Source organism: Kineococcus anabasis, assembly GCF_054590795.1.
In genome coordinates this window covers 103,774-118,681 of the sequence record NZ_BAAIHU010000007.1, presented here as the reverse complement: position 1 = coordinate 118,681, position 14,908 = coordinate 103,774, and the positions used below count along the sequence as shown (strand labels likewise).

The 14,908-nt window shown below is 66.4% G+C and carries 14 protein-coding genes; 6 read left to right on the top strand and 8 right to left on the bottom strand.

Going from position 1 to position 14,908, the window contains the following annotated elements:
* Positions 1-78: 78 nt before the first annotated feature.
* Positions 79-852: a GntR family transcriptional regulator gene (locus ACYQBY_RS11350; protein WP_459643966.1), complete on the bottom strand. Its 774-nt coding sequence runs from the start codon at positions 850-852 to the stop codon at positions 79-81.
* A 71-nt stretch (positions 853-923) separates the two neighbouring features.
* On the opposite strand from ACYQBY_RS11350, the gene ACYQBY_RS11345 reads away from it, so the two are divergent.
* The 3 genes from ACYQBY_RS11345 (at position 924) to ACYQBY_RS11335 (ending at position 3,025) form a co-directional block, all read left to right on the top strand.
* The gene (locus ACYQBY_RS11345) at positions 924-1,367 is read left to right on the top strand and encodes an NUDIX hydrolase (RefSeq protein ID WP_459643965.1); all 444 of its coding nucleotides are present in this window, start codon (positions 924-926) and stop codon (positions 1,365-1,367) included.
* A gap of 101 nt (positions 1,368-1,468) precedes the next feature.
* On the top strand, positions 1,469-2,248 hold the full coding sequence (locus ACYQBY_RS11340; protein WP_459643964.1) for a hypothetical protein: 780 nt from the start codon (positions 1,469-1,471) through the stop codon (positions 2,246-2,248).
* A 93-nt stretch (positions 2,249-2,341) separates the two neighbouring features.
* Positions 2,342-3,025: a YdcF family protein gene (locus tag ACYQBY_RS11335; protein WP_459644385.1), complete on the top strand. Its 684-nt coding sequence runs from the start codon at positions 2,342-2,344 to the stop codon at positions 3,023-3,025.
* 10 nt (positions 3,026-3,035) lie between these two features.
* On the opposite strand, the gene ACYQBY_RS11330 is transcribed toward ACYQBY_RS11335, so the two are convergent.
* Positions 3,036-3,218 (bottom strand): hypothetical protein, encoded by a 183-nt coding sequence (locus ACYQBY_RS11330; RefSeq protein ID WP_459643963.1) that lies wholly within the window; start codon positions 3,216-3,218, stop codon positions 3,036-3,038.
* Positions 3,219-3,415: 197 nt separating this feature from the next.
* Between ACYQBY_RS11330 and ACYQBY_RS11325 the strand changes: the two genes are divergently transcribed.
* Positions 3,416-4,141, top strand: coding sequence for a hypothetical protein (locus ACYQBY_RS11325; RefSeq protein ID WP_459643962.1), 726 nt, complete (start codon positions 3,416-3,418; stop codon positions 4,139-4,141).
* A gap of 101 nt (positions 4,142-4,242) precedes the next feature.
* On the top strand, positions 4,243-6,858 hold the full coding sequence (locus ACYQBY_RS11320) for a tetratricopeptide repeat protein (protein ID WP_459643961.1): 2,616 nt from the start codon (positions 4,243-4,245) through the stop codon (positions 6,856-6,858).
* A gap of 793 nt (positions 6,859-7,651) precedes the next feature.
* Here ACYQBY_RS11320 and ACYQBY_RS11315 read toward each other — a convergent pair.
* On the bottom strand, positions 7,652-8,581 hold the full coding sequence (locus ACYQBY_RS11315) for a hypothetical protein (RefSeq protein WP_459643960.1): 930 nt from the start codon (positions 8,579-8,581) through the stop codon (positions 7,652-7,654).
* 833 nt (positions 8,582-9,414) lie between these two features.
* On the opposite strand from ACYQBY_RS11315, the gene ACYQBY_RS11310 reads away from it, so the two are divergent.
* Complete coding sequence (locus ACYQBY_RS11310; RefSeq protein ID WP_459643959.1) at positions 9,415-10,377, top strand: cold-shock protein; 963 nt, start codon at positions 9,415-9,417, stop codon at positions 10,375-10,377.
* A gap of 727 nt (positions 10,378-11,104) precedes the next feature.
* Here ACYQBY_RS11310 and ACYQBY_RS11305 read toward each other — a convergent pair.
* From ACYQBY_RS11305 to ACYQBY_RS11285, 5 genes are all read right to left on the bottom strand, one after another.
* Positions 11,105-11,626 (bottom strand): helix-turn-helix domain-containing protein, encoded by a 522-nt coding sequence (locus ACYQBY_RS11305; RefSeq protein ID WP_459643958.1) that lies wholly within the window; start codon positions 11,624-11,626, stop codon positions 11,105-11,107.
* 235 nt (positions 11,627-11,861) lie between these two features.
* Positions 11,862-12,239: an ATP-binding protein gene (locus ACYQBY_RS11300; protein WP_459643957.1), complete on the bottom strand. Its 378-nt coding sequence runs from the start codon at positions 12,237-12,239 to the stop codon at positions 11,862-11,864.
* On the bottom strand, positions 12,236-12,613 hold the full coding sequence (locus tag ACYQBY_RS11295) for an STAS domain-containing protein (RefSeq protein ID WP_459643956.1): 378 nt from the start codon (positions 12,611-12,613) through the stop codon (positions 12,236-12,238). Before ACYQBY_RS11295 ends, ACYQBY_RS11300 begins: the two co-directional genes overlap by 4 nt.
* A gap of 466 nt (positions 12,614-13,079) precedes the next feature.
* Positions 13,080-13,775, bottom strand: coding sequence for a GAF and ANTAR domain-containing protein (locus tag ACYQBY_RS11290; RefSeq protein WP_459643955.1), 696 nt, complete (start codon positions 13,773-13,775; stop codon positions 13,080-13,082).
* A gap of 585 nt (positions 13,776-14,360) precedes the next feature.
* A complete protein-coding gene (locus ACYQBY_RS11285) occupies positions 14,361-14,798 on the bottom strand; it encodes a VOC family protein (RefSeq protein ID WP_459643954.1) in 438 nt (145 codons plus the stop codon).
* Between the last annotated feature and the right edge of the window lie 110 nt (positions 14,799-14,908).

The following is a 14,908-nucleotide window of genomic DNA, read 5'->3' as shown; positions in this document are numbered from 1 at the left end:
CTGCTCGCCTACTCGTCTAGACGAGTAGTTAGAGGTGTAGTGGGGCAAGCACTGGCTGTCAAGGTGTGCGGCTGCGCGTCAGGACGCGGGGAGGGTGTACGACAGCACGAAGGAGTCCGCCGCCATGACGGTGTCGCAGACCTCCACGGGCCTGCCGTCGGTGTCGTAGGCGATGCGGATGAGGTGGAACACCGGCACCCCGGAGGCCAGGGCGAGCACGCGGCCCTCCTCGGCGGTGGGCATGCGCGCTTCGATCTGCTCGTCGAAATGGTCGAGCCGGTGGCCGAGTTCCTCCAGGCGGGCGTAGATGCCGCCGGGGCCGGGGTCCGGCTCACCGATCTTCGTGCCGGTGGCGATGTCGGCCGGCAGGTAGGAGGTGGCGACCTCGACCGGGTGCCCATCGTGCAGGTACCGCCGTCGCCGCACGACCGTGGCTGTCCCCTCGTCGAGCTTCAGTCGCTCGGCGATGTCGGATGGGGGAGCGGCCTCGGTGACGGTGAGCATGTCTACGCTAGGTCGCCGGCCGCTGGCCTCGCTCTCGGCGAGGAACGCGGCCTGCCCGCGCTCACGATGGCGGCGGGCGAAGCGGTCCGACGCCAGGCGACGCACGGGAGGCCGGGGGCGGACGAAGACGCCACGGCCGTGTTCAGCGGCTGCCACGCCCTCGGACTGGAGGAGTTGGAGGGCCTGGCGCACGGTGCCGCGGGCGACGCCGTAGTGCTTCATCAGCGCCGCCTCAGAGGGCAGCTTCTCGCCTTCGCGCAGGTCACCGCGCTTGATCGCCTCGCGCAGGTGGTCGGCGATCTGGCGGAAGACCGCCCGGTCGCTCCCCGGATCCAGGCTCGGCAACACGACGACTCCTTCACTCGTACAGACGTGCCAGGCTACCGTGGCGGCGTTCTCGAGCGAATGGAGCGCGCACCGTGACCGGAGAAGATGGCCTGCATTCCGTCAGCGTCGCCGCCGCCATCGTCGACGACCAGGGGCGCGTGCTCGTCATCCAGCGCGCGGACAACGGGCACTGGGAGCCGCCAGGTGGGGTGCTCATGCCGCATGAAGGTGTTGAACAAGGCCTTCGGCGTGAAGTGCTTGAGGAGACGGGCATCGAAATCGAGCCTCTGCAGTTGACGGGCGTCTACAAGAATCAAGCCCGCGGCATCCTGGCCCTCGTCTTCCGAGCCCGCCCCGTAACCGGCGTCTTTCGCTCGAACGAGGAGGCCAAGAGCGCCCACTGGTTGACTCGGGAGGAGATCGCCGGCCTGGTGCAGGAGGTGTACGCCATCCGACTCCTCGATGCGATCGACACCACGGGGATACCGCGCATTCGAGACCATGACGGTGTGCGAGTGGTCCGAGCGGCCAGTTGACGGCCGTCTCGATCAAATCGTCGGTTCCGTCAACCGCTCAGGGCGTGATGCGCCGTGTCGTAATCTTGACAAGCACCCATCGGTAGCGGCCATGCTGCGGTGTGAGCATCGACGTGACCGTAGTTGTCGCCTTGATCACCGGTATCGCCGGACTGGTAGTCGCACTCGTGTCTGCGTACTTATCGAGCCGAGAGCAGCGCCGCACCCGCCAGTGGCAACACGAGCAACGGGAAAAGCAGGAGCAGGCGGCGAGGGAACTAGCCGTACACTCTTACCAGTTGCAGCGAGCCAGCGTCCAAGAGGATCGGCTCCTCGCTGCCCACGAGGAACTCGACCGGTTTCGTGAACCACTGCTGGCTGCTGTGCGCGATCTCCAGCACAGAATTAACAACATCCGGACTCAGAACTTTTTTATGTACCTCGCGGAGCGCAATGGTCATCGCTCACGCATTGCGCTCCTGAGTACGGCCTACCGGTTCGGCGTCTACTGGGGAGTCGTCAACGCCTTGTATGCAGCTGTCAACCCGGTACGGTTCCAATCCGAACAGGAAACCCGCAAGGTTGCGCAGATGCTCACCGACATCGGAAAGACGTTCGCTGATGACAACCTAGATGAGGCACGCCTGATGATGTGGCGGGAGGAGCAGCGTGCCATAGCGGAGTTGATGGTCGCCCCAACCGGTGGGTCGTCAACGCACATGATCGGATTCGCGACATTCGCCCAGCGTTTCGATGCTGACTTCTCCATGTGGTTCGAAATCTTCCTCGCCGACATGAAAAAGGCCGACATTACCGTCAGTGCGCGACTGGAAAAGCTTGAAAGCTTGCTTGCTGAGCTGGTCCAGCTTTTGGAGTCGGGCAGGCCTGCCTCCGTCAGGTAAGGGCACATCGCGGCTAGGGCAGCCAGTGCTGTAGTGCTCACCGACATGTGTTCTGCCCGCTGCTATGTGGTAGTCGACATCGTGAACTTCTTGATGCTGAGCCGAGGAGCTGCAGTGACCACCACCACGGCCTCCTTGCCCGTCGGCATCCGCGCCGACGTCGAGACGCTGTGGAACTACCACGACATGCACCACCCGGCCGCGGCCACCGACGTTGGCATCGGCCTGGGCAGCCACGACCTCGGCGTGGCGACCTGCGCGGCCCAGCTCCACGCCGCCGGCCGCTTCCCGCGCATCGTCTTCACCGGCGCCAACGCGCCCACGACCATCGAGCGCTTCCCCCGCGGGGAGGCCGTGCACTACCGCGAGCACGCCCTGTCCTTCGACGTGCCCGATACGGCGATCCTGGTCGAGCCCCGCGCCCGCAACACCGGGGAGAACATCACCTTCACCCGCGAGCTGCTCGCCGAGCGGGGCATCGAGGTCGCGTCGGTGACGCTGATGTCGCGGCCGTACCAGCAGCGCCGCGCCTACGCCACGTGCCGCAAGCTCTGGCCCGAGGTGGACGTCTGGTGCGCCTCCCTGCCCCTGGCGCTGGACGAGTACGTCGCCGGCATCGGCAATCCCGACCGGGTGGTGAACATGCTGGTCGGCGACACCCAGCGCATCGACGTCTACGCTGAGAAGGGCTTCGCCATCCCCCAGGAGATGCCACAGGAGGTCCGCGCCGCGTATGCCCGGCTAGTGGATGCCGGCTACACCACCCGGCTCGTCTGACAGGTCCGGCTCAGGACTCCCGGCCCAGCGCCCGCAGCCCCGCCTGCACCACGTCCAGCGGCGCGATCGCACCGACCGGATGCCCGTCCTCCCTCAACCAGACGACCTCCCCGTTCTTCGCCGACCTCACGAACTGCTCCATGACCACGTCGAGCATCGACGCGTCCGCGGCTTGTCCCATCGCTTCACTCACGTCAACACCGTAGTCGTCGAGCTGCCAGCTGCATGGCCTGGCTGCATGGCGAAGCATCGACCTAGGTCAGAGCCCAGCAAGCACACCTATGGCGTCGATCACACTGCAGTGCGGACGGTCCGTATCGTGTCGACGGCAAGCGAGGCTAAGTCGCCGAGGCATGCACGTGGCCGTGCACGTTCTGGCAAACTTCCTTCATGCCGCATGGTGACTGGAGTGCCGTTGTCATCAGGACTGCCTTAGAAATGCTCAAGGCAGTGGCGCCATCAGAAGTTTCGACCGCACTCGATCTTGGCGGACCTAGCTTTGACTGGGGAATCGACAAAATTCGTGATCAGCTGAATGGCAATACTGAAAATGCCCTAACTACGGCATGCTCATATGCGGACTTGAATCCGGCTGCCCTAATCGCCGCCTTGACGAAGAGTTCCGAGCACATCGCAGCTCTCGCCGCAGCCCTGAATGCCGCGAGGGAGACAGGGCTCGACGCCAAGGTTCGGGCGCTGGGGAGGTCACTTGGGGCGCTCGCAGTTGACGACGCCAAAATCGACGAAGAACCGCTGTGGATCAACATCTTGAGAGATGTCGAAGCTCCCCACATACGGGTGATGCAGACTCTCCATACCGACCCGGCTGCTTGGCCACTCGGAAGCGGAGGTCCCGTGTCATACGTCCCTTGGCGTGGTTACTCCATATCGGAGGCAACCGGTTTGCGTTCGACTCTACAATCAGTGATGGCCACATTAGAAGCACACGGCTTAGCCTATCGACTCTCAAGCGATGATTATGCCCTCATGGGCGCCGAGCACCGCAAGCAATATGGCATGGCCGACTCGTCCATCCAAGACCGCCGAGAAAATATCTACTTCTGGCGAGAGACGCCAATGGCCCATGAATGCTTGCAGCGATTGCAGGCCTACTGAAACACAGCTAGGGGAACTCCAGCGTCACGGGCGAGAGCTCGCTGCCGACTCGCCGCCCGTGGTCATCGCGCGCGCACGCCATGGAACGATACGCTCATCGGGTGACGTTCCAGGCGCTCGGGCGCATGCAGCAGCGGGTACAGCTCACGAGAACCGACTGCGACGACACGACACTATTCCTAGAATTCTTGTACTTGGGCGAGCTAACGCTGAAGCTCATGGTGGCCGGGATGGTCGCCGCAATTGACGACGACCGAGATCGGCATCGCTACCGGCTGGAATATAGCTTGGTGCGGGCTAGCGGGGTGGGGGAGTGGGCCAGTGCGCTTGACGATCTACTCAGCGGCCCCGCGGCTGCCACGCTCGCACCGTCCGCGCAACGCCTCAGCGGCGAGCTCAAAAAGAACTTCGACTTAGTATCGGACACAACATGGCAGATCGATGCCGTCGCTGGCATCCTCGACGCCTGCCGAGTGCTAGACCCGCGCTATGCCTTTGACGCCCGAAAGGTCTCAGCCCGCGCATGGGCACGACACTTCGCCTGGCTCCGCAACAAAACCCGAGGACACGGAGCGACCACCGCGACGAACTGCGGCCTGATGGCTCCGATGCTCGAAAGGTCAGTCTCCGCCATCATCGGCGGCTTCAGCCTGTTCCATATAGACTGGGCATATCTACACCGCAATCTCTCAGGTAAGTATCGCATCATTCCAATCACGAAGACCGCTGAAAGCTTGGAGCCCCTTAAACGCGCCAATGATGCGTCACTGTCGGACGGAATACATGTTGTGTTTGACAGTCCGCGGCCCGTCCGACTCGTGATGAGCGATGTTGAACTCTCCGACTTCTTCATCTGCAATGGCGGATACAACGGCTCGACTTATGAGACCTTGTCCTATGTCACCGATCAGCGTAAGCACGTCGACGCCGCTGACTTCAGATTTCCTCCGACGCCCCTACCGGAGAGCGAGACGGAGGGACAAGGGACGCTCGAGCCTCAAGGCGCGCTGTTTGGCAACCTTCCTCCGCGCCGCGAGGACTACGTACGGCGACCGCAGTTGGAGGAGGAACTCAGCAGGGTCCTGCTTAATGATCGTCACGCCGTGGTCACCTTGGTCGGCCGCGGCGGTATTGGGAAGACCTCGCTTGCTCTCGAAGTGCTTCATGGATTGGCCGGTGGAGCGCTTGCTGACCGATTCTTCGCGGTCGTGTGGTTCTCGGCCCGCGACGTCGATTTAACCGAACGCGGCCCCAAACTCGTCCGGCCCCGCGTCGTCAGCATCTCAGACATCGCGGATCAGTTTGTGGACCTACTCCGCCCCGCCGCCGCAGGGGAAAAAGGGTTTCGCAAAGTCGACTTCCTTATGGATCAGCTCGGAGCAAAGCATGACGAGCCGATGCTGTACGTTTTTGACAATTTCGAGACGGTCCTCGATCCTCAGCAGATGTATGAATGGCTTGACAACTACGTCAGGACCCCGAACAAGATTCTGATTACTACCCGCCTCCGAGATTTCAAGGGCGACTACCCCGTCGAAGTCAGCGGAATGCGCCGCGTCGAGTTCGACGAGCTGGTCGACCAGACCGCTAGGCAGCTCCGCATCGGCACTATGATGACGCCAACCTTGCGGGATGACCTGTTCGACCAGTCTGATGGACATCCTTACGTCGCAAAGCTTCTCCTTGGCGACCTAGCTAACCTCGGGAAGCCAGTCAACTTCCGTCACCTCGTCGCCAACCGGGACGACGTTCTTCAAGCACTTTTCGAGCGAACCTATAATCAGCTTGCACCCTTGGGTCAGCGGCTGTTCCTCACGCTGTGCGGTTGGCGCTCTGCGGTACCTCGCCTCGCAGTAGAGGCGACACTGCTCCGAGCCGCTGAAGAACCGCTTGACACTGGGCGGGCGGTTGACCAGCTCATCCGGAGTTCGATGGTTGAATCGACGCGGACACCTGATAATGACGAATTCCTTACCATCCCCCTCGCTGCCGCGCTATTTGGACGCAAAAAGCTCGAAGTCAGCGCCCTCCGCAGCGCTATCGACTCCGACTTGGATTTCTTGCGCCTATTCGGGGCGGCGCGCGAAGCGGATGTTCGTCAAGGACTGATGCCGCGACTCCGCCGTCTTGTCAAGGCAATTGCCGAGAAGGCGCAAGGCGATCCGGAAGTTTTGATGACTAACCAGGCCGTGCTGGAGCACATCGCCCGGCAGCACGCGCCAGCATGGCTGCTCTTGGCCGATCTTTATGAGGAACAGCAGGATCTACAGTGGCTGGCCGCCGCTGCGGAAGCAGTCCGGCATTACCTTGAAGAGCAGCCTCAAGACATCATCGCCTGGACTCGGTTGGCGTTGCTGTGTCGACGGCAGGGTGATTTTCATGCGGAGGCGCAGGCGCTCGTCAGCCGCAGCGCTCGGCCCGGCGTGACATATGACCTTGCCAGCGAAGCCGCCTATCGATTGAACAGCCTCTACGCCGACAATCAGCTCCAAACGATGCCAGAGGACGACCGTGCAATTCTGTGCGCTACCCTTCTTGATGTACTGGACGGTGCTCCTAAGGGCGAGCTCACCGCCACAGACCTGTCGCGCATGGCCTGGCTTGCGCTCCACACCAACGACCAAGTTCGCGCTAAGCGGTACATTGCGGAGGGGGTAAACCGCGACCCAGACAACATTCACATTAAGCGACTCGCCGACCGCCTTTTGGCTCACTGAACTCTTATCGGTGGCGTGCGACCTCGACTGGAGGTCGCGCGGCATGACCTGCTGCCGAATCCGCCTTTACTCAATCAAGCGGCCCGCTGCGCGGGCCGTGGCAGCCGCCGGCCCCGGGCTGCGCCGCTTCGCGTCGGTCCCGTGGCCGGCGGCTGCCTGGCGACGGTCGGAGGACTGGCGGAGCAGTCATCACCTGTGCTCCTCGGGGCGACCCGAGTGTCGTAGCGCTGCCGCGGCGAGGAGCATCCGGCTAATCCAGGCGCGGCGTGTTCGGGCAACACTGCGTGGCGCAGGCTTGCCTGCTCACCGGAGGATGGCCTGGACGAGGGGTCGGTCGGGTGCGCGGCCGGCTGCCGTGCCCTCGTCGCTGCCGAGGGCGGCTGCATCTCGACGTCGGCTCACGGCCCCGGTTGGCGAGTCCAAGACGTTCGACCCGGCAGGCCACCCGCTAGGGCGCCATGGCAGTACCGCTTGCGGTAGCCCGGCGGTGTGCCTCTCGCTGCACCGTGTGGCCACCGCCTCAGCCGCCCCTGCGGAAAGGCCTAGTTGTGCTGCCACGGCCCCTACTAAGGTGCCATGCCGCGGAACATGCCTAAGCCTTGCTGCAGACATGACGAGTATGTGGCTCGGGGGCGCCCTGGGGCAGCATGTCCCTTTTTGCGATAGGTGCTTCTCGGTTCACCGCGATGGTATGACGTGGACCCCCTGTGTGATTTTCACGTATATCCCTTGCGTCGGTTGCGCGTTATGAGGCGCGTTCCGGTAGCCAGCGCACTAAGTCGCCCCTCGTAAGCTAGAGCTTCCCGCTTAGGTCAAACCACGCCTGAACCGCCTTACTAGAAGCCGTCATCACGTCCCCAGCGCCGGAGATTGCTCCGCGAATCCGATCCATCCCTGAAAGGATGGCATCTGGCGCAGGCTCGTCTCCGTCAACGGCCTCTTCAAGTTCATTAGCCGCTGCGCGAATCTCTCCACGCAGCGGCTGCGGTGCAGCTTTTGCGTCCGAACGCACAATCTCCAGCAATTCATTGATAACCTTCGGCGTGAAGGCATCGGATGGGGCGGCATTCGTAATATTCCCAACGGAAACTGTCGCATCATTGCCCGCGTTGATTACGGGCGAGTTGTCGAAGTTGCCTTCTACATGCTGGTAGGTCACCGTGCCTCCAATGATTGTCCATCCTGTGACTTCAGGCTGTAGCATGCGCTGAAATGTGCCATCTGTGAGCCGGACCGCCTCGGGTGGCACGGCAAAAGAGTAATTGAGAAACGAAGCAGAAGTGTTGACGAAACCGTCAATTGCGCCTTGAAGCGCATCGTTGATGCTGTCGTGGTACGTGCGCTCCAGGGCGGGCTTCTTGGGCTTTGGTGGGATCACTGGATCCCTGACCCACTTAATATGCTTCTTCTTCTCTAGATCGCTTAGGATTTGCGTACGGTACCGAAGGGCTACTCGCCGACCGAAGGTCTCGCCGGCACCTTTCGACGCCTTCGACTCGCGGCGCCAGAATGTATCCAGACGCACTACTTCCTTCGCGTCTCCACTTTCGCCTTTAATGTAGTCCAGCAACCGCGCTTCGAGTTTCTGCCGTTCCAGCTTTGGGAGAGGCCGCTTATGCTCCAGTCGGTAGCGATTTAAGCAGCCAATCGCAATCAGTGCCAGAATGACAAGGCAAATTTGAACTAGAAGGGTCATCCAGCCGGGCATATCCAAGAAGGGCACGGAACCTCCTGATCGCCTTGAGATGCTTCGAAGAGTACCCGAAGGGCGGTCAAGAAAGTATGTTTTGGCGGACTAGGAAGAGTTTGCGTGCTGCGAGTCGCCTCTCCTCCTAGCTAGAGTCGAGGTCCTCGACCGCCCGATGGCGTCGATGGCCCTTGCTTGGGTAGCGGTCGTCTAGCGTGTTCCATCCGCTCAACTGCGATCCCTCGAGTGTTCCTGGCGTCGCTAGGGCTGCAGCAGGGCGAGTGTCCTGCCTCGAAGGCGCACGCCCGACAGCACATGCAGGCAGAACGTGGAGCCACGGCCAGGCCGCGTCTGTCGCCTTCACTGTCATGCGGTTGCCGTCAAGGATGAGTGCTCGCTGCCTCGTGCCCCCGAGGTGCCCCCGGTGCCGCCGCGCCTGCCCCCAGCAGCCCCCACCAACCGACTGCCGGACAAGCACGGCGGCATCCTCCACGCCACCCCTCCGCACCCGAGAACTGGCTCGTAATGCGTAGGTCCGGGGTTCGATTCCCCGAGGCGGCTCCAAGCAGCCCCGCAGGTCACAGACCTGCGGGGCTCTTCGCGTGCCGAGGTCAATGAGGTTTTGTCAGTAGCTGCCGACCGCTACTGACAAAGGCTCACTGTGCCCGTGACGGGTGGTCCTGGACGAGGTGCGCTCGCGGGCCGGCGCGGACGAGGCGGCGTCCGGGTCGTTCGCGACCGCCACGCGCCTCCTGGCGCCTGCGACGCCCTGACCGTGGGCTGACCCGTGGCCGGTCCTGGTGGTCCCGGGCCCCGACGCCGTCAGCGAGACTGAGAGCATTGCCCGCTCTTCCGACCTGGAGCTTCCCATGCCGCACGCGACCGTCCGCTGGTTTGACGCTGAACGGGGGTTCGGCTTCCTCGCGCCCGAGGACGGCTCACCGGACGTGTTCGTGCACGCCTCCGCGATTGTCGAGGACGGAGGGCCGAAGGTGCTCCGCGAGGGCCAGGCCGTCGAGTTCGAGGCCGGCGAGAACGACCGCGGTCCCCAGGCGCTGCGCGTCCGCGTCACCTCCGAGGCGACCGCCGGCGGCGCCGTGGGCCTGCTCGGCACGGTCAACTGGTACGAGCCGACCAAGGGGTACGGGTTCGCCTCGCCGGACGGCGGAGGCCCCGACATCTTCGTGCACAGCTCTGCCATCGTCACGGGCGGCGTGGTCACCGAGGGGCACCGGGTGGCCTTCGTCGTCGTCGAAGGCGAGCGCGGCCCGCAGGCGGCGCACGTGGTCCCGCTGGGGCCGGGGGCCGGCCTGCCCGTCGGGGTCGACGGTGCCGACGGGGCGGACGGCACCGTCTCCTGGTACGACGAGGACAAGGGCTTCGGCTTCATCGCCCCCGACTCCGGCGCCGGAGACGTCTTCGTCCACGCCCGATCCCTGGCCGAGGGGCTCACCCGGTTGACCGAGGGCGACCGCGTGGCGTACGCGGTGGTCAGCGGCGACAAGGGCCCGCAGGCCCGCGACGTGCAGCTCGTCCGAGGGGCCGAGCCCGCACCGCCACCGCGACAGCCGGCACCGGCCGGGCCGGCACACACCGGGAGGAGGGAGCCGGGGTCACGGGGCGTGCCTGCACGCGCCGGTGAGGGCGTCGTTGCACGTTACGACGGCGACCGCGGGTTCGGGTTCATCACCCCGGACGCCGGAGGTGACGACCTGTTCGTCCACGTGTCCGTGGTCGCAGGGTCGGAACCGCTGCAGCGGGGCGACCGAGTCCGGTACACAGTGCGTCAGAGCGACCGGGGCCCGCAAGCCGATCGCGTGGAGCGCCTCTGAGGCTTCCTACTTCACTCGCGAGGAACTGCGCCCTGGTCATGGTGACAAGGTCGTCGCGCACGCTGGGCGCGTTAGCGCCGCGCGGTCCTGTCGGACCGGCCCGCCATGGTGCGCACCGTGTTCGACGTCGCGCTGCTCACCGCTCACCGGCTGACCAACTCGCTCGGCGGTCGGGTGTCAGCGGAATGGACGGACGCCCCGGAGCCCGGCGAGGTCGTCGTGCGGCTGGTCTGGTCGGACTCGGGTCCGGTGGAGGTTCACGGCTTCGCTGACGCATGGACGACGAACGCCGTGCGCGTGACGTGTAGGGCCTCGCGAGGGGCGAGTGGTTCCCGGCGCACGAGGTGCGGAGGGCGTAACAGGGCCTCGTCCCGCGGGATCGGCCGACGCGGAGGCCTACTCAGGTGCCCGGGTGGGACCGGGCCAGCTCCACCTGTCGGGCGCGCGCCTGCTTGAGCACACTGGGCCTTTGTCAGTAGCGACAGGTCGCTACTGACAAAGGCTCAATGCCCGTCGAGGTGCTGCAGTAGGCGTTCGACAGCACTGCGGAGCTGGGGCAGGTCGTGGGTGACGGTGCTGGCGACGATCGAGTGCCTGTGGGGGCACCTCCCGCGCGAAGCGTGGGGGACGAAGACGAGCCCGTCTGAGACGTCACCTCGGCTGGTGTGGCTGTCGACGGCATCCAGGGCAGCGATGATGTCCGGCAAGCGCCGATGCTCTTCGCGGCTCACAGGATCACCAGGTCGGCTTCGATGCTCGCGCGTACATCAGCTTTCAGGCCGTCAGCCGGGATCACGTCGACAGGGGCGGTGAGCAGCTCCTCCAAATCCTGCCGAAGCCGCCCGAGTGTGAACAGCCCCACGCCCTCAGGCAGGTCGAGCAGGAGGTCGACATCGCTGTCCGGCCGCTCGTCGCCGCGAGCGACGCTGCCGAAGATGCGCACGTTGCCCGCTCCGTGCGCTGCGGCGATCTCTTTGATGCGGTGGCGGTGGCGGTGGACCCGACGTCCGAGGCGGCCGGAAAGGGGGCGAGGAACCGAAGGGGCCGGGACCAGATCGGCGTCCAGAGCGTGGCCGGTCGCGGCGATCAATGCGAGCAAGACCGGTAGGGATGGTTGGCGTTGTCCCGACTCGTATGCGCTGACGACGCTCTGCGTGACTCCGGCGCGTCGGCCGACCTCAACTTGGGTCATGCCCGCGCGCCGACGGGCGTCACGCAGCAGGGTCGCCGCCGAGTCGATGACTGCCATGTCCGCACTACAGCGGATCGTCGATGCTCACTTCCGGAATTCCCGAGGCGGCTCCAGACGGCGAAGAGCCTCGTAGGTCACAGACCTGCGGGGCTCTTCGCCGTCGTGGGGCTGACACTCGCGCTGCACCGCCACCGCGACGCACCGGTGGGCGGGCTCATTGGAGCGGCGTGTCGCGGTGGCGGTGCAGCGCGAGTGTCAGCCCGAGCCGAAACCAGCCCACCACCGCGCCGGGTCAGCGCGGCGGCTCTCCCGCGATCTCGCACCACACCTGCGTGAAGCCGGGCAGCCGGCGCCAGCCCCACTCCCCGCTCAGGGCGTTGAGCAGGACCGCGGCGTCGTCGCGCACGTCGACCTGCTCCAGCCCCGCGAGGTCGACGAGCACGGTGAGCCTGCCGCCGTCCTCGTGCACCGCCACCGCGATCGCCTGGTGCACCCGCCCGCCCAGCGCCATGAGCTCCGCGGCGGCCTGCACCAGGTCATCGGCGCGGTCCTCTCCCAGGCCCGACCGCTCGGCGCAGTGGTGCAGGAAGCGGCGTGCCTGCACCAGCGCGTCGGCGTCCGGGGCCAGGGGCATCCGGAACCGTTCCCCGCTGCGGGTCGTCACGCTCACCGGTCGACCTCCTCGTCGCCGCCGCCCCGGAGGGTTCCACCGCGGGGTGTGAGGTGCACGTCGTCGTCCGGGCCGGCCATCCCGAAGGCCTCCTCCAGGTCGAACATGCGCACCAGGTTCCGCGGGCACCGCTGCAGCCCCGTCACGCGCAGGCGACCGCCGGTTGCCTCGGCCTGGTGGGACAGGGCCACGAGCAGGCCGAGGATGGAGCAGTCCATGAACGTCACCCCAGCCATGTTGAGGCGCACGGGACCCGGCTCCTCCAGCAGGGGAGCCACGCACGAGCGGATGGGGGCGACGGTTCCCATGTCCAGCTCACCGCAGATGACGACACCACGAGGTTCGGATCGCTGAGCCGTGAGCAACAGGTCCACGGGTACCTCCAGGAGCGGGCGACAGCAGGCCACGCTCCGGACCACCAGCCACGTTACGGCGGGACACCTGCCGCGGCAAGCAGACGCCGGCTCCGGGCTCCCGGGAGCGAGCGCTGTCCGGGATCCCCGGACAGCGCCGGGCGGCCTCGCGCCACCCGGGGATCTCCCACCACGACGCCGGGGGGTTGCCGTGTACCGGTGACCTGCGGCGTCGACGCGCCCCCCGCCCCGCCGCGGGGCTGCGGGGAACCGCCGCCGGCAGTCTGGTGGGCCGCTGCCTGACCCACCAGACCCGGCGGGGAGAGGTCGGGACGACTCCCCGCCTGACCAGCCGCGCGGGCGGGTGGCGCAGCCCCGAGCCGGCCGCTGGGCCTCGACCGGGGTCCGGGGTCGTGACACGACAGCGGACCCAGTGAACACCTCGACGGGCCCGGTGCGGTAGCCGCCTGCGCGGATCCGGTCCCGGTCAGCCGAGGGCGGCGCGGGCGACGATGTCGGCGGCGAGGTCGCGCAGCTTGCGGTTGGTGTGCTGGGAGAGCTTGGCCAGGTGCCGGAAGGCCTCTTCCGGGGTGCAGCGCAGCTGGGCGACGAGGACGCCCTGGGCCTGGTCGATCACCGCGCGCGAGCGCATGGCCTGCTGCATCTGCGCGGCCAGGGCGGCGGTGGAGGCGAACAGGGAGGCGTTGGCCAGGGACACCGCGGCGAAGGAGGCGAAGGTCTGCAGGACCTCCACGGCGTGCTCGTCCAGCGGTTCGTCGCTGAAGCGGTAGACGTTGATGCTGCCCAGGATGCGCTGGGGCATGGGCATGCCGATGGAGATGGTGTTGCGCACCCCCTGGCGGGCGGCCGCCGCGGCGAAGTCGGGGTAGGCGGTGTCGGCGGCGGTGTCGTGGATGCGGATGGTGCGCCCCGACTGGGCGGCGTCCAGGCAGGGACCGAAACCGGCGTCGTACTGCCGCTCGTCCAGGGACGCGGCCAGCCTGCCGGTGAAGGCGGCGCTGCGGGCCTTGGAGCTGTCGCCCTCCAGCAGGGTGACGGACACCTCGTCGGCACCGGGGACGCAGGCGTGCGCGAGTTCCGCCACCCGCTGCAGCACCTGCGCCAGGGGCGTCTCGCTCAGGACCAGGCCCCCGAGTTCGGTGAAGGCGTCCCGTGGGTCCATCACGGGACGTTCCGCCTGCGGCGCGCCCGCTCCGTCGCGGTCGGCGGAACCGAGAGGTGTGGAGCCCGGGGGGTGTTCCGGTGATGCGGACGCGAGCCCGTTTCGGGACGAGCGGCGCTGCTCCAGGGGAAAGGGGTGCTCGACCGATTCGGTCATGGCGGATCCGTCCGCTCGTGCGCACGAGCCGAGGTGCTCGACGCCGCCCGCGATGTGGCCTGTCACGGCGGGGAGCCGGGACGGGCACCGCGGGGGGCCGTTGCCTGACCCTGGCCACCGGCCTCCTCCACCGGAGGAGGCGCAGCGGTCGCGCAGATGCAACCCAGGATACCCGGGACCGGGCCAGGTCTCCCCCCCGGCGCCGACGAACCCGCCCGGCCGCGGTGCAGGGGGCGAAGGTCCGCAGCAGCACCACCGCACCGTCCTCCAGCGGTCTGGCGTCGGAACCGTGGACGGTGATCGCGCCCGGACCCCGCAGGCCCACCGAGACCACGGCGCACAGCCCGTCGTCCGCCGAGCACGCGGCATCCGGCACCGCACGACGAGATCGGCACTGCACGTCCGCTTGCGGTGAGGGCCCGTCGGCGGTCAGCCTCTCGTCAGCTCCTCGGCGAGCATCACGATGATGCCGCTGGGGCCGCGGACGTACGTGAGCCTGTAGACGTCCCCGTAGGTGGCCACACCGCGCAGCGGGTGGCAGCCGTGCCGCGCGGCGACGGCGAGGGCCTCGTCGAGGTCGTCGACCGAGAAGGCGACGCGGTGCATGCCGATCTCGTGGGGCCGCGTGGGTTCCGTCTCGATCGCCTCGGGGTGGAGGTACTCGAAAAGCTCGAGGCGGCCGCCGCCGTCCGGCGTCTGCAGCACGGCGATCCTGACGTGGTTGCCGTCGAGGCCCACGGCCGTGTCCGCCCACTCCCCGCTGACCGTGTCCCGGCCCAGGACGGTCAGCCCGAGGTCGGTGAAGAAGGAGATCGTCGCGTCGAGGTCGCGGACGGCGATGCCGACGTTCTCGAGCTTGATGGGCACGCGCCGCACGGTACCGAGCCGACGGGTGGTCACCAAGGGGTCGGGCCCGGAGACGGCCGGTCACGTGGTGGCACCCACGCCGCTCCGCGTCCCGGGACCGGCTGACGATG